The sequence below is a fragment of the Cryobacterium lactosi genome (assembly GCF_004403945.1).
Lineage (GTDB): Bacteria > Actinomycetota > Actinomycetes > Actinomycetales > Microbacteriaceae > Cryobacterium > Cryobacterium lactosi.
Genome location: NZ_SOHM01000036.1, coordinates 1 through 18,381 on the forward strand (window position 1 = coordinate 1; position 18,381 = coordinate 18,381).

Here is an 18,381-nt window from a genome sequence, read left to right on the forward strand (position 1 = left end):
GGCGGCCACGGCCGCAGGTGCGGCCGCGGCGGCCGGCGCGGCGACGACGGGGGGTGGCGGCGCGACTTCCTCGGCGGCGAAGGTGTCCACCTGCACGGCGACGGGCGCGGCGGCGGTCACGGTGATGCTCTGCTCCGGCTCGGCGGGCTGGCCCGCACTGCTCCCGGCAATCCCGGCGCCGTTCACCGAGCTGGCCGGGATGCCGTCGGCGTCCAGGTAGGCGGCCTGTGCTGGCAGCGCACCCATGGCCGTGAGCAGCGCGACGAAGGTCATCGCGGTGACCGCGGAGGCCTGCCTGCGGCGGGAGGGCGGCGCGATGTATCCGGTGCGCCTACGCATAGGCCTCCCCGGCCGAAAGGTGGGCAAGGGTGTGGGCTGCGAAAGTGGGCATGGCGAAGCTTTCTGGTCGGAGCGGGATCAGGAGGTGGATCCACTAGACCTCGGACGGGTTCACTCGCCGGCGGCACCACGAAAATGGTGCCCAGCCGGGTAGGGCGTGGAGCGGGCGGGAGCATGCCGCCGAATGGAATCCAGCACCGCGGCGACATCGTCGGCTCCGGGCGCAGGAAAATGACGTTACGTCACGTTTCTGGGTAAACCGTGTGTATTCATGCATATGCACGGATTCAGGCTCAGGGTCTCAGGCGCCGCCAATGGCGAGCGCGGCACGGCTGGTGCGGCACATCGAGCGCCTGCGCCACGGTGCCGGAGCGGGCGGCGGAGTTAGGGGCGCCGGGCGCGCAGGGCGAGTCCGCCGATGGGCAGGATCACCAGGCCTGCCGCACAGAGCAGTGCGATCCACTCCCCGGTGGCCAGGCTCACCCAGAGGCCGACGCCGAGAATCAGCACACTCCACAGCCAGCCGAGCAGTGCGGTGCGGCGGCGAGTGGCGGCGGTCCGATCGACAGTCATGGCACCAGTCTAGGAAACGATGCCGACCCACGTCCAGGGAAAAAGCAGATCAGACCGTGACAACCGACCGGGCCAGGGCGTCGAGAGCGCCGGGCACGAGCCGGTAGTACGCCCAGGTGCCACGCTTGTCCCTGGACAGGATGCCGGCATCCACCAGCACCTTGAGGTGATGGGACACGGTGGGCTGGCTGAGACCGAGGGGTTCGGTGAGATCGCAGACGCACGCCTCGGCATCGTCGTGCGCGGCCACCATCGAGATCAGTCGCAGGCGGGCGGGATCGGCGATGGCCTTGAGGGTCCTGGCGAGCTTCTCCGCGCCCTCCGCGGCGAGCGCCTCCCGCACGGGCGGCGCGCAGCAGTCGGCGGCGGCGGCGGTCTCCGCGGAGTCCTGCAGCAGTTCAACGTTCACCATTCCCCCATTCTGGCACGCGAATTGACATCCATCGATGCTGTCGCCACACTCAATATCGACGTTCATCTATTTCCCAGCCGTGACCGATGGAGCACCATGACATCCACCGTCCAGACAGCCCCCACCGCCGCCCAACTCGGCACCACCGACAGGCTGCTGCCGGTCTGGATCCTGCTCGCCATGGGCCTCGGATTACTGCTCGCCGTCCTGGCGCCCGGGGTGGGCGATGTGCTGCACGCCTTCTCGATCGGCTCGGTCAGCGTGCCGATCGCGGTGGGCCTGTTGGTGATGATGTATCCGGTGCTGGCCAAGGTGCGATATTCGGATGCCCGCGCCGTTGCCGGTGACCGGCGCCTGCTGGTCTCCTCGCTGGTGCTGAACTGGCTCGTGGGGCCGGCGCTGATGTTCGCTCTGGCCTGGGCCTTCCTGCCCGACCTGCCCGAGTACCGCACCGGCCTGATCATCGTGGGCCTGGCCCGCTGCATCGCCATGGTGCTCATCTGGAACGACCTGGCCTGCGGCGACCGGGAGGCCGCCGCGTTCCTCGTGGCGGTCAACTCGGTGTTCCAGGTGATCGCGTTCGCGGCCTTGGGCTGGTTCTACCTGCAGGTACTGCCGGCCTGGCTGGGCCTGGCCACCACCAGTGCCGACTTCTCGATCGGGGCGATCACCGTGAGCGTGCTGGTCTTCCTCGGCATCCCACTGCTGGCCGGCTATCTCTCCAGGCGCATCGGTGAGGCCACCCGCGGTCGCGCCTGGTACGAGGGCCAGTTCCTGCCCCGGGTGGGCCCGTTCGCGCTCTATGGGCTGCTCTTCACGATCGTGCTGCTCTTCGCCTTGCAGGGGCAACAGGTCATCGACCGACCGCTGGATGTGGTGCGCATCGCGCTTCCGCTGCTGGTCTACTTCGCGGTGATGTTCGCGACGGGGTTCGTTGCCGGCCGGCTGGCGGGCCTGTCGTACGCGCGCACGGCCACGCTGGCCTTCACGGCGGCGGGCAACAACTTCGAACTGGCCATCGCCGTGGCCATCGGCACTTTCGGCGCCACCAGCGGCCAGGCCCTGGCCGGCATCGTCGGCCCGCTCATCGAGGTGCCCGCCCTCATCGCCCTGGTCTACCTGTCGCTGTGGCTGCGCCCGAAGCTCTTCGGCCACGAGCCGGCGCCCGCCGCCGATTGACCCGCGAGTTGCCCCGCTGCGGACGAGCTGCCCCGCCCCGGCGGGGCAGCTCGTCCGGATGGGAGCATCTCGGCGACAGCCCGGCCGATCAGCCCCGCGTCACCTGAATCTTCGACGTGGTTTCGGAGCGCTCGGCAACGGGCACCCGTACCTCGAGCACGCCGTCGCGGTAGCTCGCCGACACGTCGGAGTCCTTGCTGCCACTGGGCAGCGGAATGTCGCGGGAGAAGGAGCCGTAACGGAACTCGGTGCGATACCCGCCCTTGTCCTTGTGCTCCGAGGTCTCCTGGCGTTCGGCCTGGATGTGCAGCACCCCGTCGGACACCGAGATGTCCACGTCCTTCTCCGGGTCGATGCCGGGCATCTCGGCCTTGACCACGAGGGTGCTGCCGTCCTGGTATTCCTCCACTCGCAGAGCGGCGGAATCCCAGTCGCCCTCGAAAAAGCGTCGCACAGAGTCGGGCAGTTCGAATCGATCGCGGCGCGCTACTCCACCAGCCATGATGCATCTCCTTGTGGTTCGGGTCGGTTTTCGCTGCACACAGTACCCCCGCGCCCAGCACCCCTGCGCCCCTGCGCCCAGTGGCCCGCAGGCCGGTACCGCCGCGGCGGGCGCTAGATCAACTCCGCCGCACGCAGGTCGGCTTTCAGGCGCGGGGTCAGCGGATCGACGAGATCGTCGTATTCGCGGTGCCCGCGCAGATAGGCCGCTGTGAACGGGCAGAGGGCCACGACCCGCAGGCCGCGCGCCCGCACGTCAGCCAGGGCTGCGGCCACCAGGGTCGACGCGAGCCCTTTGCCCGACTGGTCCATGCTGATCTCGGTGTGCACGAACACCCGCTGGTCGCCGTGGTCGGCGTAGACGGTGAAGCCCACCTGCTGCCCGTCGAGCAGCAGCACGTAGCGGCGCTCGGCCTCGACGAGCTGGACCGTGCGCTGCTCGCCCTCACCGTGCTGGTTGTCGTCCTGCGTGGGGATGCTCATTCCCCCAGTCTGCCCACCACGCCGACGGGCGCAACCCCTCGGGCTACTCGGCGATCGGTACCGCGCCGGCCGCAGGCCCGGCATCCGCACCGGTACCGACCGGAGCAGCCGCGCGCCGTGCCCGCCGGTACGTCGAGCGCTTGGGTTGCTCCTTGAGCTGGCGGCGCACGTCGTCGAGGATCTCGGTCACGGTCATCAGGTCGGCATGGCTGAGCCTGTCGAAGAGCATCTCCCGCACCAGATCGACGTAGCCGGGGATGCCCGCCCGCAACAGCTCGAGGCCCGTCGGGGTGATGTGGGCGATCACCGACCTGTCGTCGTCGGGGGCCGGTTGCCGCAGCACCAGCTCCTTCCGCTCGAGCTGACCCACCTGGTAGGTGAGCCCGCTGCGGGAGACGGTGAGCGAGTCGGCGATGTCGGTCATGCGGCGGCCGTCGGTGCCGGCCTCGCCGATGCGGAGCAGGATTTCGAACTGCGCGAGGGTGAGCCCCACCGAGTCGCGCAGGTTCCGGTCGGCCGCGTACTGCACGATGTTCGACGTCTCGAACAGGGCCGCCCAGGCACGCATCTCATCGGCCGAGATGGATGGTTCGGGAATTCCCATGGTCGGGCCTCCGTTAGGGTGAGAAAGAAGTTGTTTCAAATACGAAGCACTTGGCGGCTCGGTGTCAAACGTTCTGCGTGTTGACGACTGAGTCCAGTGTGCTCCGCTCTACCGAAAGAAGAGAATCATGACCAACGCCATTTACACAGCCTCCGCCACCTCCTGGGGCGGTCGCACCGGCAAGGTCGTCACCAGCGACAACAAGCTCGACCTCGACCTGTCCATCCCCAAGGACATGGGCGGCGACGATGGCCCCGGAACCAACCCCGAGCAGCTCTTCGCCAGCGGCTGGGCGGCCTGCTTCCACAACGCCCTCAAGGCCACAGCCCGGCAGAACAAGATCGACGTCTCCGAGTCGGCCGTCACCCTCACCGTCAACCTTGTCGGCAGCATGGCCGCCGGCCTCGACTTCGAGGTCACCATCGAGGCGCAGATCCCGGGCGCAGACCCGGCCACCGCCCAGGCCGCGATGGAGGCCGCGCACGCGGTCTGCCCCTACTCGCGGGCCACCCGGGGCAACATCGCCGTGAAGCTCCTCGTCGTCACCGACGAGGACTAACCCCGCCCGAAGGGCACCCGTCCGATCAGGCATTTCCCCAGAATTGGGATGCTAACCTCCGTTTTTTGGGGAAAAAGGGGGCTGGCCATGATCAGACGACGTGAGCAGCTCACCGGGATCGCCCGGCACGGGCGACTGCGGCGGTCCCACCCGGTGCGCACGGCCCTCGGCCTGGTGGCCGCGTCGCTGGCCGTGCTTCTGGTCAGCACGGCCGCCGTGGCCGGGATCGCGCTGTGGCAGTTCAGCAGCACGGTGTCCGCGAACTCGATCGACCTCAACGGCGCGGATGTTCCCGATGCGGCACCGTCGATCGGCAGCTACGAGTCCGGCTTCAACATCCTCATCGTCGGCGTCGACAACGATGCCGAGCAGGGCGGCGCCTATGGTGATCGTGACTCCGCCCTCAACGACGTGAACATCCTGGTGCACGTCTCGGCCGACCACACCAACGCCGTGGTGGTGAGCATCCCGCGCGACCTGATCGTGGCCCACCCCACCTGCACAAACGCCGACACGGGCGAGGAATTCAGCTCGATGTCCGCCCGCCCGGTGAACGAGGCCATGTCGCGCGGCGGACTGCCGTGTGTGGTCCACACCATCGAGGAGCTCACCGGGCTGGAGATCCCCTTCGCGGGCCTGGCCTCCTTCGACGGTGTCGTTCGCATGAGCGATGCCGTCGGCGGGGTGCCGATCTGCCTCACCGAGGCGATCAACGACCCGCTGGCCGACCTCGACCTGCCGGCCGGCACGAGCGTGGTCTCCGGCTCCACCGCGCTGGCGTTCCTGCGCAGCCGGCACGGCGTCGGCGACGGCGGCGACCTGTCGCGGATCTCTTCGCAGCAGATCTACCTGGCGTCGCTGATGCGCACAGTGCAGGGCGACGGGACCTTCACCAACCTGCCCAAGCTGTTCTCCCTGGCCAGTGCCGCCGCCACGAATATCAAGCTGTCCAAGCCCCTCGCCAACACCGACACCATGGTGTCGATGGCCCTGGCGCTCAAGGACATCGACCTGACCCGGCTGGTCTTCGTGCAGTATCCGGGCACGACCGACGACCCGGACTTCCCGAACAAGGTGGTCCCCCTGCAGGGCCTCGCCGACACGATGTTCGCCAAGATCCTGGCCGATGAGCCCTTCGCCCTGGCGGCGGAGGACCCGGAGCCGACCGAGACGCCCGTCGACCCGGAAGCGCCCATCGACCCGGAGGCGCCCGTCGCCACCGACACCCCCGTCATCGAGGCCGCACCGGAGGTCCTCGACGGACTCACCGGCCGCACGGCGAACGACGAATCCTGCGCCCAGGCGTTCACCGGCTAACTGAATCGGGCGACTACCTGGGTCACACGGGGTTGAGGCTGCTCCTCCAACGCCGGTCTGGATGCGTTCAGTCGCCACAGGCGGGGCAGGCGCCGCTGTGCGGGGCAGGCACCCGCACAGCTCCGAAAAACGCAGACCCGAGATGCGGCGGAAGCGGCGGATGCGGCGTAACAGCCAGCGCCCACCGGCCACGGGTCAGCCCCAGGCGGCGGCCATCTCCTCAGGGAGGGCCGACAGCCGCTCCCACTGGTCGGGCACCACCAGGCTGGGCAGCACAAAAGACCACATCTCGACAAGGCGTTGCACCAGGTCGGCCCGGCCGGTGAGCACGCCGGAGACCACCTGCACACCGGTGAACGCCGGGCTGATGAAGTGGGCGGCGGCCGCGACGTCGACATCGGCGCGCACGTCGCCATCGCGGATGGCGCGCTGCAGCAGCACCTCGCAGGCCGCCATCCAGTCTTCATAGGGCGTGACGACCGGCGTGGACAGGTTGCTGGACTCCATCGTCAGGCGAATGCCGGCCCGGGAGACCGGATCGTCCCGCACCTGTCTGCCCAGCTCGAAAGCCATCCGCAACAGCACCTGCAGACCGGGCTGTTCGCTGTGCAGCAGCTCGTCGCCGAGCGCGAGAGCGCGTTCGTGCTGGGCGTCGATGACCGCAAGGGCCAGGGCATCCTTCGACGCGAAGTGGAAGTACAGCGCGCCCTTGGTCAGCCCGGCCGCGAGACAGATGTCCGCCATCGATGCTCCGCCGTATCCCAGGTCACCGAAGACATCGGCCGCAGCCCGGATGATCGCCGCGCGGGTTTCCACGGCGCGGGCCTGCTGGGTCACGATGCTCCTCGAGTCGGAACCGGCACCGGGAGGCGCGGCACCGAGACCAATTCCGACATCTTCACAAAATGAATCATACCGTTTGGTATGCTTTGGGCAGGCCGGGCGAATATTCCGGGGGGAACCTGTTCTCCCGGCCGACGACTACTGCACCACCGCTTTACCCGCCCCGCGTCGCCGCTGGGCACCATCTGCCGGGATCGAGGGGAAACCGACGAATGAACAGCACAGTTACACTCAGCATCGCGTTGCCGGGGGCAACGGGGCACACGGATGTTCTGGACGGCGGCGCGATCGACGGCGCCGCTCTGGGCGGGCTGATCGGCCTGGCGCTCATAGTCCTCGCCGCACTGGGCGCCATCGTGCTCATCGTGGCCGCGCTCGTGCAGGTGGCCCAGGCCGTGCACCTGAGCGAACCGTCCCGCACCCGCTGGGTGCTGACCGTGGTCTTCGCCCCGGTGTTCGGAGCGCTGGCCTGGTTCGCGGTGGGCAACCGGCTGCAGGCCGGCTGACCGCACACGCGCACCCGGAGCCGGCCGAGGCGTGTCGACCGGCCCAGGTCAGGACCGGGGCGGGGGCGGCACCACGAGCACCGGGCAGTCCGCGTGCCGCACGCACTGCTCACTGACCGAGCCGAGCAGCATGCCGGCCAGTCCCCCGCGTCCCCGGGAGCCGACAACAAGCATCCGGGACCCCTTGGACACGTCGATGAGGGTTTTGGCCGGCCCGCCGAGCGCCACCCGGTATTCCACCGTGAGATCCGGATATTTCGCGACGACGATCCGGCTATCGTTCCGGAGCCGGTCCCGCACGGCTTCGGCGTAGTCGGAGTACGAGGAGACGTAGCCGAACTCCCAGTTCGCCGGCCGCGGGGCCGTGTCGATCGACCAGGCCCGCACAATGGTCACCGGTACCGAGAGGCCGGCGGCCAACTCCAGCGCCACGGTCAGGGCGTGATTCGCGTCGGCCGATCCGTCGTGCCCGACCACGATGCCCGTGGTGGGTCCGGGTTCCTGCGCCGGTTGCGCTGCTCCCTCGGCGTGCACCGCCGCGGCATCGCCGGCGCCGGCCCGCGGGTCGGTGTCTCTACCTGTGTCAGCGTCCATGATGACCTCCTGCCGCGGAAGGCGGTGGATCCGACTTCTACGGTTCCCTCCCATTCAACCGTCGCCGGACGCTTGCCGGAAGAGCCCAACGGCATGTCGGGGAACGGATTTCCGATCCGACCAGCCCCGCAGCCTGTTCTAGCCGTGCAGGGCGCGGCGGTCGAGCAGAGCCTGGCGGCTGTCCAGGCGCAGTTCAAGCTCGCTCATCACCACGGCGGCGAGGTCCTCGAGGGTGGCCAGCTCGGCGGCCGTGAACTCCCGCGGTTCGTAGTCGATCAGGCACAGGGTGCCGAGGTTGTGGCCGTCCCGGCTGGTCAGCGGCACGCCGGCATAGAACTGCACGCCCATCTCACCGGCGACCAGCGGGTTCGCGAGCGCCCGCGGGTCGATCCGGGCATCCGTCACCACCCAGGGTTCGTCGTGCAGGATGGCGGAGGCGCAGAGTCCCGCGTCCCGGTCGATCTGCTCGATCGTCAACCCGTGCCGGGACTTGAACCAGATCCGGTCGTAGTCCACCACGCTGACCAGGGCAATGGGCACGCCGAAGATGCGGGCGGCCATCGCGGTGATCCGGTCGAAGGTGCCGTCCGGCGGGGTGTCCAGCAGGTCGTAGCGCCGCACGGCGGTCATCCTGCCTTCTTCGTCCGCGGCCTCGGGGGCCCCCGGCCTGGCGCTCGGGCGGGTGGTGGGCTGGGTCGCCGGCAGCAGCACCGGGGCACCGGCGCGGTGCCGGCCGGAGGCGCCGATGATCAGCTGGCGCAGGGCCAGCACCAGGTCGTGCACGAGCGGCCGGTCACGGGGGTCGCGAGCTGTCATCGCGCCGATCAGTCCGGCCCAGGCTGCCGGCACCGTGGCGGGGATCGTCGGGTCGTTCAGCAGCCGGGCCAGCGCCGAGGGCACGGCGGAGCCGGGGAAGGCGACCTCTCCGGTGAAGCACTCCAGCAGCACCAGGCCGAGGGCGTACACGTCACTGGCCGGCCCCACCGGATCCCCCGACGCCTGCTCGGGGCTCATGTAGTGGGCGCTGCCGGTGGCGGCGCCATCCGCGGTGAACCGCTCGGACTCGGCCAACAGGGCGATGCCGAAGTCGGTGAGCTTGGCGCGGGTGCGGGATTCGTCGCCGTTGTAGTCGACGAGCAGCACGTTGGCCGGTTTGACGTCGCGGTGCACCACGCCGCGCGAATGGATGTATTCCAGGCCCTCCGCGAGGTCATAGGCCAGCTGGGCGATCTGCCGCACGGGCAGCGGACCGCGAACGAGCTTGCGTTGCAGGTCGGCGCCTTCGACGAGTTCCATCACCAGGTAGATCCTGGGCATCGCGGGGATGCTGCGGTCAACGGCGGCGTCGAGCAGCGTGACCAGGCTGTGGTGGCTGAGGGAGGCGAGGATGTTGACCTCGTCCTCCTGCCGGCGCACATCGGCGGCCTCTGTGGCGTTGGCGAGGAAGATCTTGATGGCCACGTTGCGGCCGAGGAACTCGTCGGTGGCCTTATAGACGGCCCCCATGCCGCCCTGGCCGATCAGTTCCAGCAGCCGGTACCGCCCGCGCAGGAGACCTGTCGATGTACCGTTCGGCACGTTTCCCGCCTTTCCTGACCTGTAATTCTATCTGCCCGGATGCCTCTGGCCGCGAGCAGAATTCCCCGGGGCAGGCATTGTTAGAAGCCCGTAATACACCGGGCAGCGGCCCGCCAGCCGCCGCCTCGCAGCCCCTTCCCACCCGGCGTCGGCACGCCTTCGATAGTCTGGCCGAATGAGCTTCTTCGAGCGCCACCGACTGTCCGCGCTCGCGACGGCCGCGGTTCTTGTCGTCGTGCTGGGCGGAGCCGCCCTCGTCGGCGCCGCGGTCCGCGCCGAACCGGCCACAGCGGCTCCCACCGCGCCGATCGCGACGAACGACATCGACCTGGCCGGCTTCGAGGCGGGCCGGATCGTCAGCGACTACACCTTCTTCAACGCCGGCGCCATGACCGAGGAGCAGATCCAGTCCTTCCTGCTGTCGCGCAGCTGCATCCGCACCGACAGCTCACCCTGCCTCTGGGAGTACCGGGAGAGCACCGTCGACCAGCCCGCCGCGGGACCGGGTCACTGCGCCGCATACCGGGGCGCCGACAACGAGCACGCGAGCACCATCCTCAGCAAGGTCGCCGAGGCCTGCGGCATCAGCCCGCGCGTGCTGCTGGTGCTTCTGCAGAAGGAGCAGTCGCTGCTCAGCCGACCCACCGAGTCCGGCTACCTGCGCGCCACCGGCTACGGCTGCCCGGACACCGCCGACTGCGAGACCGAGTACTTCGGTTTCTTCAACCAGGTCTACAACGCCGCCTGGCAGTTCCGGCAGTACAGCCAGGAGCCCGAACGCGCCTACAAGATCGGCGCCGTCGACGTGGGCTACAACCCCGACGCCGAGTGCGGCGCCAGCACCGTCGACATCCAGAACCAGGCCACCGCCAACCTGTACAACTACACGCCGTACCAGCCCAACGAGGCAGCCCTTGCCGACCCCGACAGTGACGGCGACGGATGCTCCACACACGGCAACCTCAACTTCTGGCTGTTCTACACGGCCTGGTTCGGCCCCGGCGACACCGACCCGTACCCCGACGTATTCGACGCCTGCCTCAACCTTGCCCACGGCCAGCCCTGCCGGGTGCCCGAACTGGTCCCGTCGCTCTAGGCATCTGACCTGGGTATCTGACCCGCACTGGAGGAACCATCGTGGACGCAAACGCCGGCCGCCATCTCGTCTACCAGACCAGCCTCATGAGCGCGCTGCTCGACGGCATCTACGACGGTGACACCACCGTGGCCACCCTGCTCGAGCACGGCGACTTCGGCCTGGGCACCTTCAACGCGCTTGACGGCGAGATGCTGATCCTCGACGGCGTCTGTTACCGGATGCGCAACGACGGCACGGTGACGCCGGCCGCGGCCGACGACCTCACCCCGTTCGCGGTCGTGACCGAGTTCGTGCCCGGCGTGACCATTCGGGTTGACGAACCGGCCACACGCGACGAGGCTGTGCGCCTGATCAGCGAGACCCTGCAGAGCTCAAATTATCTCTACGCCGTGCGGCTGACCGGCGAGTTCGAGTGGGTTCGGGTGCGGGCCGTCGAACGGCAGGAGAAGCCGTACCAGCCCATGTCGGAGGCCATCCGCGGCGAGAAGACCCTCGAATTCGGCCGCTCGGCCGGGGTCGTCGCGGGCTTCCGCACCCCGCTCTACGGGCAGGGCATCGGTGTGCCCGGCGGGCACGTGCACTACATCGACGCCGAGCGTCGGCAGGGTGGCCACGTGCTCGACTTCAGGCTGCTCTCGGGCACCATCGAGATCTGCGTCGGCACCGACCTGCACCTCGAGCTGCCGCTCACGCCGGAGTTCAAGAACGCCGACCTCAGCCCGGACGACCTCGCCGACCAGATCGAGCAGACCGAAAACCACCGCTGACCTCGAGGGATCTCGTTCAGGACAGGGTGTTGTGGCCCGGCCACAGCGCCGCATCCAGCCCGCGTTCGAGCTTGGCGATCGTCTCCATGTCCGGCCAGGCCCGCCCCTCCAGGATGCCGATCAGGGTGGCGTGGTTCATGCCGCAGGTCTCCGCGGCACTGCGGATGCTCCGCGTCCCGATGGCCCGTCGCAGGTTCGCCGCGAACACCCGGGCGACTTCGCCGATGGCGTCACTGGCCGGGCCGTCCGGCCACGCCGTGACGAGTTCATTCGGCTTCAGACGCATGGTGCGGGACATCCCCCCAGAGTAGGGCTCAGCCGGGGCCGTGTCAGTGCCCTGCTGCTAAAATCCATCAGGCTCGGGGGCACGGCTCCGCCCTGTCACCGCGCGGTGGCAGACATCCACTGTGAGGACCCCTGTTGATACTGACCTCCCTGATCCTCAGCCACGCCAGACCGTACCGGTCCTGGATCGTGTGGGTCTTCGTACTGCAGCTGGTCTCCACCATCGCCGCGCTCTACCTGCCCAGCCTGAACGCGCAGATCATCGACGAGGGCGTGACCCGCGGCGACACCGACTTCATCTGGTCGACCGGCATGACCATGCTGATCGTCTGCCTCGTGCAGGTGGTCACCGCGATCGGCGGCGTCTACTTCGGAGCGCGCACTGCCATGGCCATCGGCCGGGACCTGCGCCGCGAGGTGTACCGCAAGGTCGATTCGCTCAGTGCGCTCGAACTCGGCGGCTTCGGCACCGCCACCCTCATCACCCGCGGCACCAACGATGTGCAGCAGGTGCAGATGCTCGTGCTGATGACCCTCAACTTCATGGTGTCCACGCCGATCATGTGCGTGGGCGGCATCATCATGGCGCTCCGTGAAGATGCCGGGCTCTCCTGGCTGGTGTGGGTGTCCGTACCGGTTCTGTTCCTCATCGTCGGTGTCCTGGTCTTCCTGCTGCTGCCGCTGTTCAGGCTGATGCAAGACCGCCTCGACGGCATCAACAGCGTGCTGCGCGAACAGATCGTCGGCATCCGCGTCGTGCGCGCCTTCGTGCGCGAACCCTTCGAGTCCGAGCGCTACCGCACGGCGAACGAATCGATCACGGCCGTGTCCGTGAAGGTCGGCAACATCTTCGTGCTGATGTTCCCGGTGATCACGATGGTCCTGCACCTCGCCACGGCCGCGGTGCTCTGGTTCGGCGGCCACCGGGTCGACGCCGGCGACATGCAGATCGGATCGCTGACGGCGTTCCTGCAATACCTCCTGCAGATCCTGATGGCCGTGATGATGGGCGTCTTCATGGTGATGATGATCCCTCGCGCCGTCGTCTGCGCCGAACGCATCACCGAGGTGTTCAACACCGTGAGCAGCCAGACCATCGCCAAAGACGCCCAGGTGGCCGCCCCCACCACCGGGTTGGTCGAGTTCAGCGGCGTCAGCTTCGGTTTCCCCGGAGCCGAGCGTCCGGTGCTCGACAACGTGAGCTTCATCGCCGAGCCCGGCAAGACCACCGCCATCGTCGGCTCCACCGGCGCCGGCAAGAGCACCCTGGTCAACCTCATCGCCCGGCTGTACGACGCCCAGCAGGGCGCGGTGACGATCGACGGGGTGCCCGTGTCCACCCTCACCCGCGGCCAGCTCGCCCAGGTCATCGGTCTGATCCCGCAGAAGCCGTACCTGTTCTCCGGCACCATCGGCTCCAACCTGCGCTTCGGCCGGGCGGATGCGACGGATGCCGAACTCTGGGAGGCCCTCCGCATCGCGCAGGGCGACGACTTCGTGCGCGCGATGCCGCTGGGTCTTGACGAGCACATCGCCCAGGGCGGCACCAATGTGTCCGGCGGCCAGCGCCAACGCCTGTGCATCGCCCGCGCGCTGGTGGCCCAACCGCGGGTCTACCTGTTCGACGATTCGTTCTCCGCGCTCGACGTGGCCACGGATGCTCGTCTCCGCGCCGCGCTCGGCGATGCGACCAAGGACGCCACGGTCATCATCGTGGCCCAGCGGGTGTCGACCATCACCGAGGCCGACCAGATCCTGGTGGTCGACAACGGTGTGATCACCGGCAGAGGCACCCACGAGGAACTGCTGGAGGGCAATGCCACCTACCGGGAAATCGTCGAATCACAATTGAGCGTTGAGGTGGCGTGACCATGGCCAAGCGAATCAGCAAGCGGGCAGCCGCAGTGGCCGCAGCAGCAGACACTGCCGCTGCCGCTGCCGCTGCGACTGCAACGACCGTCGCACCCGACGACGACTTCGTCCCCACCGAGGCCGACGGCGACATGTTCGGTGGCACTCCGGCCCGCAAGGCCGAGCATTTCCTGCCGTCGGCCAAACGCCTGATCGGCCTGATGCGGCCGGAGCGCACGAAGATGATCATCGTGGTGGCCCTGGTCGTCGTCTCGGTGGTGCTCACGGTGCTGGCGCCCAAGATCCTGGGCCAGGCGATGGACGCCATCTTCAACGGTGTCATCGGCATGCAGCTGCCCGCCGGCGTGCCGCTGGACCAGGTCGTGGCCCAGGCCCGCGCCGGGGGAAACGACCAGTTCGCCGATATGCTGCAGGGCACCACCGTTGTGCCCGGCGAGGGTGTCGACTTCACCGTGCTCGGCCGGCTGATCATCGCCGTGCTGGCCATGTACACGATCGCGTCCGTGCTGTCCTGGGCGCAGGGATTCATCCTCAACGGCCTGGTGATGCGGGTGGTTTTCCGGCTGCGCCAGGACATCGAGGAGAAGCTCAACCGGCTGCCGCTGAGCTACTTCGACACCCGCCAGCGCGGAGACCTGATGTCGCGGGTCACCAACGACGTGGACAACATCCAGCAGGCGCTGCAACAGGCCTTCTCGCAACTGGTGCAGTCCGTGCTCACGGTGCTCGGCATCGCCGCGATGATGTTCATCGTGTCCTGGCAGCTGGCGCTGATCGCGTTGATCTCGCTGCCGCTGTCCGCGATCATCGCCGGGGTCATCGGCGTGCGCTCGCAGAAGCTGTTCACCGCTCAGTGGAAGAACACCGGCGCGCTGAACGGGCACATCGAAGAGACCTTCTCCGGCCAGGAGATCGTGCGCGCGTTCGGCCGCGACAAGGAGATGCTCGAGGAGTTCGACACGCGCAACGAGGAGCTCTACCGGGCGTCGTTCGGCGCCCAGTTCGTCTCGGGCATGATCATGCCCGCGATGACCTTCGTCTCCTACCTGTCCTACGTGCTCATCGCCGTGGTCGGTGGCCTGCGGGTCGCCTCTGGTCAGATGACCCTCGGCGACGCGACCGCGTTCATCCAGTACTCCCGGGAGTTCTCCCAGCCGATCGGCCAGATGGCCGGCATGGCCAACATGCTGCAGTCCGGCGTGGCCTCGGCGGAGCGCACCTTCGAACTGCTCGATGCCGATGAGCAGCAACCGGATGCCCCGACCGCCCAGCTGCCGGAGCGCACCGACGGCCACGTCGAGTTCGAGCGGGTGTCGTTCGCGTACAGCGCCGACAAGCCGCTGATCGAGGACCTGTCCTTCTCGGCCGAACCCGGCCACACCGTCGCGATCGTGGGGCCCACCGGGGCGGGCAAGACCACTCTGGTGAACCTGGTGATGCGCTTCTACGAGCTCACCGGTGGCCGCATCCTGCTCGACGGCGTCGACATCACAGCGCTCTCCCGCGGTGAACTGCGCTCGCAGGTGGGCATGGTGTTGCAGGATGCCTGGCTGTTCGGCGGCACCATCCGGGAGAACATCCGCTACGGCCGGCTCGACGCCACCGACGAGGAGGTCGTGGCCGCCGCTGAGGCCACCATGGTCGACCGGTTCGTGCGCCAGCTTCCCGACGGCTACGACACCGTGCTCGACGCCGACGGCGGCAGCGTCTCCGCCGGTGAACGGCAGCTGCTCACCATCGCCCGGGCGTTCATCGCCAACCCGTCCCTGCTGATCCTCGACGAGGCCACGTCGTCGGTGGACACCCGCACCGAGCTGCTGGTGCAGCACGCCATGGCCGCGCTCCGCGCCGAGCGCACCTCCTTCGTGATCGCCCACCGGCTCTCCACGATCCGCGACGCCCACACCATCCTGGTGATGGACGAGGGCCGCATCGTGGAGCAGGGCAACCACGACGACCTGCTGGCCCGCCGCGGCGCCTACTACGCCCTCTACATGTCCCAGTTCAGGGGTGAAGACCCGGCCGCCGATCCCGAGACCCTGGCCGAGCCTGTGACCGAAGCGGTGCCCGCCGAGTAGCGCCGGTGGTGCCGTGAATCCGGTTGGTTTTGCGGCTAGGGAGTCCACCACGGACGCAACGGCAACTCGCCGGCCGCCCCGTGCGTGCCGGGCCTGGTCATCAGTATCTGGTGCAACTGGATTCCGTTGTTCTCGAACCCGAGCCGCGATCCAGCCATGTACAGACCCCACACTTTCGCGGTGGGCAGCCCGACCTCGGTGACGGCCTCGTCCCAGTGCTCGACGAGGTTGGCGCACCAGTCGCGCAGCGTCATCGCGTAGTGCTGTCGCAGGTTCTCGTCGTGCACCACCTCCAGCCCCACGTCCTGAGCGTCGCTGATGATCCGGCCCGATCCGGTGAGTTCGCCGTCGGGGAAGACGTATCGGTCGATGAAGCCGCGCGCATCCGGCAGTTTCTGGTTGTCGGGCCGGGTGATGCAGTGGTTGAGCAGCAGCCCGCCGGGGCGCAACCTGGACTGCAGAAAGTCGAAGTACGACGGATAGTTGCGCACGCCGATGTGCTCGAGCAGCCCGATCGACGACACCGCGTCATAGCCGGTGTGCGTGATATCGCGATAGTCGCCGTACCGGACCTCGGCCAGATCGCTCAGGCCCTCCTCGGCGATGGTCCGCTGTGCCCACCGGGCCTGCTGGGTCGACAGTGTCACCCCGGTGGCCCGCACGCCGCGGCGGGCGGCGTAGCGCACCATGCCGCCCCAGCCGCAGCCCACGTCGAGCAGCCGGTCGCCCGGCGTCAGCCGGAGCTTCTCGAAGACCAGCCGGTACTTGTTCTCCTGCGCCTGCTCGAGGGACGCGCCCTCGCGCGGGTAACACGCGCAGGTGTAGGTCATCGACGGCCCGAGCACCCACTCGTAGAAGGTGTTCGAAACGTCGTAATGGTGGTGGACCGCGTCGGCGTCCCTGGACTTGCTGTGCCGGAGTCCCCCGGCGATCCTGCGCCACCGGGGCTGCGCCTCCTGGGGCGGCGGCGCTATCGGGCGCAGGTGTTCGGCGCCGATGGAGCGGATGATGTCGACCAGCATCCGGGCCGGTGGGCGGGTGAAGACGAGGCTGTCGGTGAGCGCCTTGAGCAGCTCGTAGGGATCGCCGGGGTGCACGCCGCGGATATCGAGGTCGCCGGCGATGTAGGCACGGGCAAAACCGAGGTCGCCGCGGCCGGTGGCGAGGTAGCTCGTGCCGCGCGGGGTGCGCAGATCCAGGCCGAACTGGGCGTCCGGCGGTCCGGTGGAACTCCCGTCGTAGGCGGTGAACCGCAGCGGAAGCCGGCCGCCGGCCAGGATCTCCAGCACCTCGGCGAGGGTGTACTTCCCCGCGGTTGCCGTCTTGCCTCTCGCTTCCGTCAGCGACGTCGGCTGGGTTGGGCGTTCCTTGAACGTGGTCATCGTCGTTGCACCGCCTTGGCATAGAGGTCGAGGAGACGTGAATCAGGGTCGTATTTTGTCTTCAGTGCCCGGTAGTCGTCCCCACCGTAGAGTTCGTCGAACTCCTCCCGGGAGTAGTAGGAGTCGGAGTACAGCGACTTGTGCCCGTCAAGCTCACGCACCGTGTCTTCGATGAGGCGGTTCGTCGCCCCCTTGGTGGCACCGACCGGCACCGTCGACCAGAAGCCGACGTTCACGTAGTTCTGCTGGGGCCGGATCGGGTAGAGCGGCCAGCCGGTCTCACCCCGCAACCGCAGCGGGCACAGCCAGATCGGCGTGATCGGCACGGTGTCCAGGAACCAGTCCAGAAACTCCGCACAACGCCCGAGCGGCACCTCGATGTCCTGCACGACGCGCTCGCGTGATGGGCGGCCGCGGAGTCTCTCGATGCGATCGCCGATGTGGAACCGTTGTTCGTACTTCATCAGCGTGCCGTAGACACTGCTACGCCGGTAGCGTCGCGGCCAGACCCTGCGGATCACCGGATTCTGCGCACCGAACGCCTCCGAACACCAGAACCAGTCGGTGTCCCACCGCCAGAAGTAGTCGTGGATGGTGAGGCGGTCATCCGTCACACCGTGCTCGTGCCGGATGGAGCGATAGTAGATCTGTTGGCCGGTGTAGTCGCTGACGGGGCCGGGCGCCCCGGTCTTCCGGCCGAGGCAGAGATAGCCCTCCGCCTTGCTGAACACCACACCGTCGAGGTAGTCGACCCGGTGCCCGTCGAAGCTCCCGGTGTCGATGATGTCGTGCATCACCCGGATCAGGTCGACGAGCGAGTGGAACCGCAGATGCGTGAGCGCGACGAACGGCTGCACGGGTTCGAGGTCGATGCGTAAGCGCACCGCGTAGCCCAGGGTTCCATACGAGTTGGGGAACGCTCGGTACAGATCAGCGTGCTCGTGTCGTGAGGCCGTGAGAACCTCCCCCGCGCCGGTCAGGATGTCCATCTCCAGCACCGATTCGTGCGGCAGGCCGTTGCGGAACGACGTCGACTCGATACCGAGGCCGGTGACCGCACCGCCGAGCGTGATGGTCTTCAACTGCGGCACCACCAGCGGTGCCAACCCCTGTGGCAGCGTCGCCACGACGAGGTCGTCGTAGGTGCACATTCCGGCCACGTCAGCCGTGCGCGCCTGGGCGTCTATCGTGATGACGCCGGTCAGACCGGAGGTGTCGAGGCCCCTGCCCTGGGTCTTGGTGCGGGTTCGAAACAGATTCGAGGTCGGTTTGGCCAGCCGGATCGGGACATCGCCGGGAACCGCACGATAGCTCTCGAGAAGGCGCTGCACGCCGGCGGCGTGAGCGCGCTTCGCGTCAACTAGAGCGGGCACGCCCACACGATAGCCCGCGGTCGCCCCGGCCGCGACG

Annotated in this window: 20 protein-coding genes; 8 read left to right on the plus strand and 12 right to left on the minus strand. The window is 68.2% G+C overall.

What is annotated here, in order from left to right:
- The 3 genes from E3T61_RS17645 to E3T61_RS17655 all read right to left on the minus strand — a co-directional run.
- Nucleotides 1-339, minus strand: a 339-nt coding sequence (locus tag E3T61_RS17645) for a hypothetical protein (RefSeq protein ID WP_194114248.1), incomplete at its 3' end; no start/stop codon positions are given.
- A 384-nt stretch (nucleotides 340-723) separates the two neighbouring features.
- A complete protein-coding gene (locus E3T61_RS17650) occupies nucleotides 724-912 on the minus strand; it encodes a hypothetical protein (protein ID WP_134642173.1) in 189 nt (62 codons plus the stop codon).
- A 49-nt stretch (nucleotides 913-961) separates the two neighbouring features.
- On the minus strand, nucleotides 962-1,324 hold the full coding sequence (locus E3T61_RS17655; RefSeq protein ID WP_134642174.1) for an ArsR/SmtB family transcription factor: 363 nt from the start codon (nucleotides 1,322-1,324) through the stop codon (nucleotides 962-964).
- Nucleotides 1,325-1,420: 96 nt separating this feature from the next.
- Between E3T61_RS17655 and arsB the strand changes: the two genes are divergently transcribed.
- On the plus strand, nucleotides 1,421-2,503 hold the full coding sequence (arsB, locus tag E3T61_RS17660; RefSeq protein ID WP_134642175.1) for an ACR3 family arsenite efflux transporter: 1,083 nt from the start codon (nucleotides 1,421-1,423) through the stop codon (nucleotides 2,501-2,503).
- 88 nt (nucleotides 2,504-2,591) lie between these two features.
- Here the strand turns inward: arsB and E3T61_RS17665 are convergent, their stop codons facing one another.
- From E3T61_RS17665 to E3T61_RS17675, 3 genes are all read right to left on the minus strand, one after another.
- On the minus strand, nucleotides 2,592-3,005 hold the full coding sequence (locus E3T61_RS17665) for an Hsp20/alpha crystallin family protein (protein ID WP_134642176.1): 414 nt from the start codon (nucleotides 3,003-3,005) through the stop codon (nucleotides 2,592-2,594).
- A gap of 113 nt (nucleotides 3,006-3,118) precedes the next feature.
- Entirely contained in the window at nucleotides 3,119-3,487 is a 369-nt protein-coding gene (locus E3T61_RS17670; protein WP_134642177.1) for a GNAT family N-acetyltransferase, read from the minus strand.
- 43 nt (nucleotides 3,488-3,530) lie between these two features.
- Nucleotides 3,531-4,091 (minus strand): MarR family winged helix-turn-helix transcriptional regulator, encoded by a 561-nt coding sequence (locus tag E3T61_RS17675; RefSeq protein ID WP_134642178.1) that lies wholly within the window; start codon nucleotides 4,089-4,091, stop codon nucleotides 3,531-3,533.
- A 127-nt stretch (nucleotides 4,092-4,218) separates the two neighbouring features.
- Between E3T61_RS17675 and E3T61_RS17680 the strand changes: the two genes are divergently transcribed.
- Both E3T61_RS17680 and E3T61_RS17685 read left to right on the plus strand, forming a co-directional pair.
- Nucleotides 4,219-4,650 (plus strand): Ohr family peroxiredoxin, encoded by a 432-nt coding sequence (locus E3T61_RS17680; protein ID WP_130177888.1) that lies wholly within the window; start codon nucleotides 4,219-4,221, stop codon nucleotides 4,648-4,650.
- An 87-nt stretch (nucleotides 4,651-4,737) separates the two neighbouring features.
- Nucleotides 4,738-5,967, plus strand: coding sequence for an LCP family protein (locus E3T61_RS17685; protein ID WP_166793295.1), 1,230 nt, complete (start codon nucleotides 4,738-4,740; stop codon nucleotides 5,965-5,967).
- A 195-nt stretch (nucleotides 5,968-6,162) separates the two neighbouring features.
- Here E3T61_RS17685 and E3T61_RS17690 read toward each other — a convergent pair whose 3' ends face one another.
- A complete protein-coding gene (locus tag E3T61_RS17690) occupies nucleotides 6,163-6,804 on the minus strand; it encodes a ScbR family autoregulator-binding transcription factor (protein ID WP_134642180.1) in 642 nt (213 codons plus the stop codon).
- Between the two features lie 218 nt (nucleotides 6,805-7,022).
- Here E3T61_RS17690 and E3T61_RS17695 point away from each other — a divergent pair, with 218 nt between their 5' ends.
- On the plus strand, nucleotides 7,023-7,316 hold the full coding sequence (locus E3T61_RS17695; protein ID WP_166793296.1) for a PLDc N-terminal domain-containing protein: 294 nt from the start codon (nucleotides 7,023-7,025) through the stop codon (nucleotides 7,314-7,316).
- A gap of 48 nt (nucleotides 7,317-7,364) precedes the next feature.
- Here the strand turns inward: E3T61_RS17695 and E3T61_RS17700 are convergent, their stop codons facing one another.
- On the minus strand, nucleotides 7,365-7,910 hold the full coding sequence (locus tag E3T61_RS17700; RefSeq protein WP_134642182.1) for a universal stress protein: 546 nt from the start codon (nucleotides 7,908-7,910) through the stop codon (nucleotides 7,365-7,367).
- A gap of 138 nt (nucleotides 7,911-8,048) precedes the next feature.
- Complete coding sequence (locus tag E3T61_RS17705; RefSeq protein WP_241992658.1) at nucleotides 8,049-9,488, minus strand: protein kinase domain-containing protein; 1,440 nt, start codon at nucleotides 9,486-9,488, stop codon at nucleotides 8,049-8,051.
- Between the two features lie 175 nt (nucleotides 9,489-9,663).
- Here E3T61_RS17705 and E3T61_RS17710 point away from each other — a divergent pair, with 175 nt between their 5' ends.
- The gene (locus E3T61_RS17710) at nucleotides 9,664-10,584 is read left to right on the plus strand and encodes a hypothetical protein (RefSeq protein WP_134642183.1); all 921 of its coding nucleotides are present in this window, start codon (nucleotides 9,664-9,666) and stop codon (nucleotides 10,582-10,584) included.
- 41 nt (nucleotides 10,585-10,625) lie between these two features.
- Nucleotides 10,626-11,354: an acetolactate decarboxylase gene (budA, locus tag E3T61_RS17715; protein WP_241992659.1), complete on the plus strand. Its 729-nt coding sequence runs from the start codon at nucleotides 10,626-10,628 to the stop codon at nucleotides 11,352-11,354.
- 16 nt (nucleotides 11,355-11,370) lie between these two features.
- Here the strand turns inward: budA and E3T61_RS17720 are convergent, their stop codons facing one another.
- A complete protein-coding gene (locus E3T61_RS17720; protein ID WP_134642184.1) occupies nucleotides 11,371-11,652 on the minus strand; it encodes a helix-turn-helix domain-containing protein in 282 nt (93 codons plus the stop codon).
- A 122-nt stretch (nucleotides 11,653-11,774) separates the two neighbouring features.
- Between E3T61_RS17720 and E3T61_RS17725 the strand changes: the two genes are divergently transcribed.
- Together E3T61_RS17725 and E3T61_RS17730 are read left to right on the plus strand one after the other, a co-directional pair.
- Entirely contained in the window at nucleotides 11,775-13,508 is a 1,734-nt protein-coding gene (locus tag E3T61_RS17725; RefSeq protein WP_134642185.1) for an ABC transporter ATP-binding protein, read from the plus strand.
- Between the two features lie 2 nt (nucleotides 13,509-13,510).
- Complete coding sequence (locus E3T61_RS17730; RefSeq protein WP_134642186.1) at nucleotides 13,511-15,589, plus strand: ABC transporter ATP-binding protein; 2,079 nt, start codon at nucleotides 13,511-13,513, stop codon at nucleotides 15,587-15,589.
- 35 nt (nucleotides 15,590-15,624) lie between these two features.
- Here the strand turns inward: E3T61_RS17730 and E3T61_RS17735 are convergent, their stop codons facing one another.
- A complete protein-coding gene (locus tag E3T61_RS17735; RefSeq protein ID WP_134642187.1) occupies nucleotides 15,625-16,971 on the minus strand; it encodes a class I SAM-dependent methyltransferase in 1,347 nt (448 codons plus the stop codon).
- Nucleotides 16,968-18,344, minus strand: a complete 1,377-nt coding sequence (locus E3T61_RS17740) for an FAD-binding oxidoreductase (RefSeq protein ID WP_134642188.1) — start codon at nucleotides 18,342-18,344, stop codon at nucleotides 16,968-16,970. Before E3T61_RS17740 ends, E3T61_RS17735 begins: the two co-directional genes overlap by 4 nt.
- Nucleotides 18,345-18,381: the final 37 nt, after the last annotated feature.

Bases quoted from the DNA above. Each gene is read 5' to 3' on its own strand.
- E3T61_RS17730 (WP_134642186.1), top strand. From the start codon at position 13,511: ATGGCCAAGCGAATCAGCAAGCGGGCAGCCGCAGTGGCCGCAGCAGCA.
- E3T61_RS17695 (WP_166793296.1), top strand. From the start codon at position 7,023: ATGAACAGCACAGTTACACTCAGCATCGCGTTGCCGGGGGCAACGGGG.
- E3T61_RS17700 (WP_134642182.1), bottom strand. From the start codon at position 7,910: ATGGACGCTGACACAGGTAGAGACACCGACCCGCGGGCCGGCGCCGGC.
- arsB (WP_134642175.1), top strand. From the start codon at position 1,421: ATGACATCCACCGTCCAGACAGCCCCCACCGCCGCCCAACTCGGCACC.
- E3T61_RS17650 (WP_134642173.1), bottom strand. From the start codon at position 912: ATGACTGTCGATCGGACCGCCGCCACTCGCCGCCGCACCGCACTGCTC.
- E3T61_RS17680 (WP_130177888.1), top strand. From the start codon at position 4,219: ATGACCAACGCCATTTACACAGCCTCCGCCACCTCCTGGGGCGGTCGC.
- E3T61_RS17720 (WP_134642184.1), bottom strand. From the start codon at position 11,652: ATGTCCCGCACCATGCGTCTGAAGCCGAATGAACTCGTCACGGCGTGG.
- E3T61_RS17655 (WP_134642174.1), bottom strand. From the start codon at position 1,324: ATGGTGAACGTTGAACTGCTGCAGGACTCCGCGGAGACCGCCGCCGCC.
- E3T61_RS17665 (WP_134642176.1), bottom strand. From the start codon at position 3,005: ATGGCTGGTGGAGTAGCGCGCCGCGATCGATTCGAACTGCCCGACTCT.
- E3T61_RS17685 (WP_166793295.1), top strand. From the start codon at position 4,738: ATGATCAGACGACGTGAGCAGCTCACCGGGATCGCCCGGCACGGGCGA.
- E3T61_RS17710 (WP_134642183.1), top strand. From the start codon at position 9,664: ATGAGCTTCTTCGAGCGCCACCGACTGTCCGCGCTCGCGACGGCCGCG.
- E3T61_RS17670 (WP_134642177.1), bottom strand. From the start codon at position 3,487: ATGAGCATCCCCACGCAGGACGACAACCAGCACGGTGAGGGCGAGCAG.
- E3T61_RS17675 (WP_134642178.1), bottom strand. From the start codon at position 4,091: ATGGGAATTCCCGAACCATCCATCTCGGCCGATGAGATGCGTGCCTGG.
- E3T61_RS17735 (WP_134642187.1), bottom strand. From the start codon at position 16,971: ATGACCACGTTCAAGGAACGCCCAACCCAGCCGACGTCGCTGACGGAA.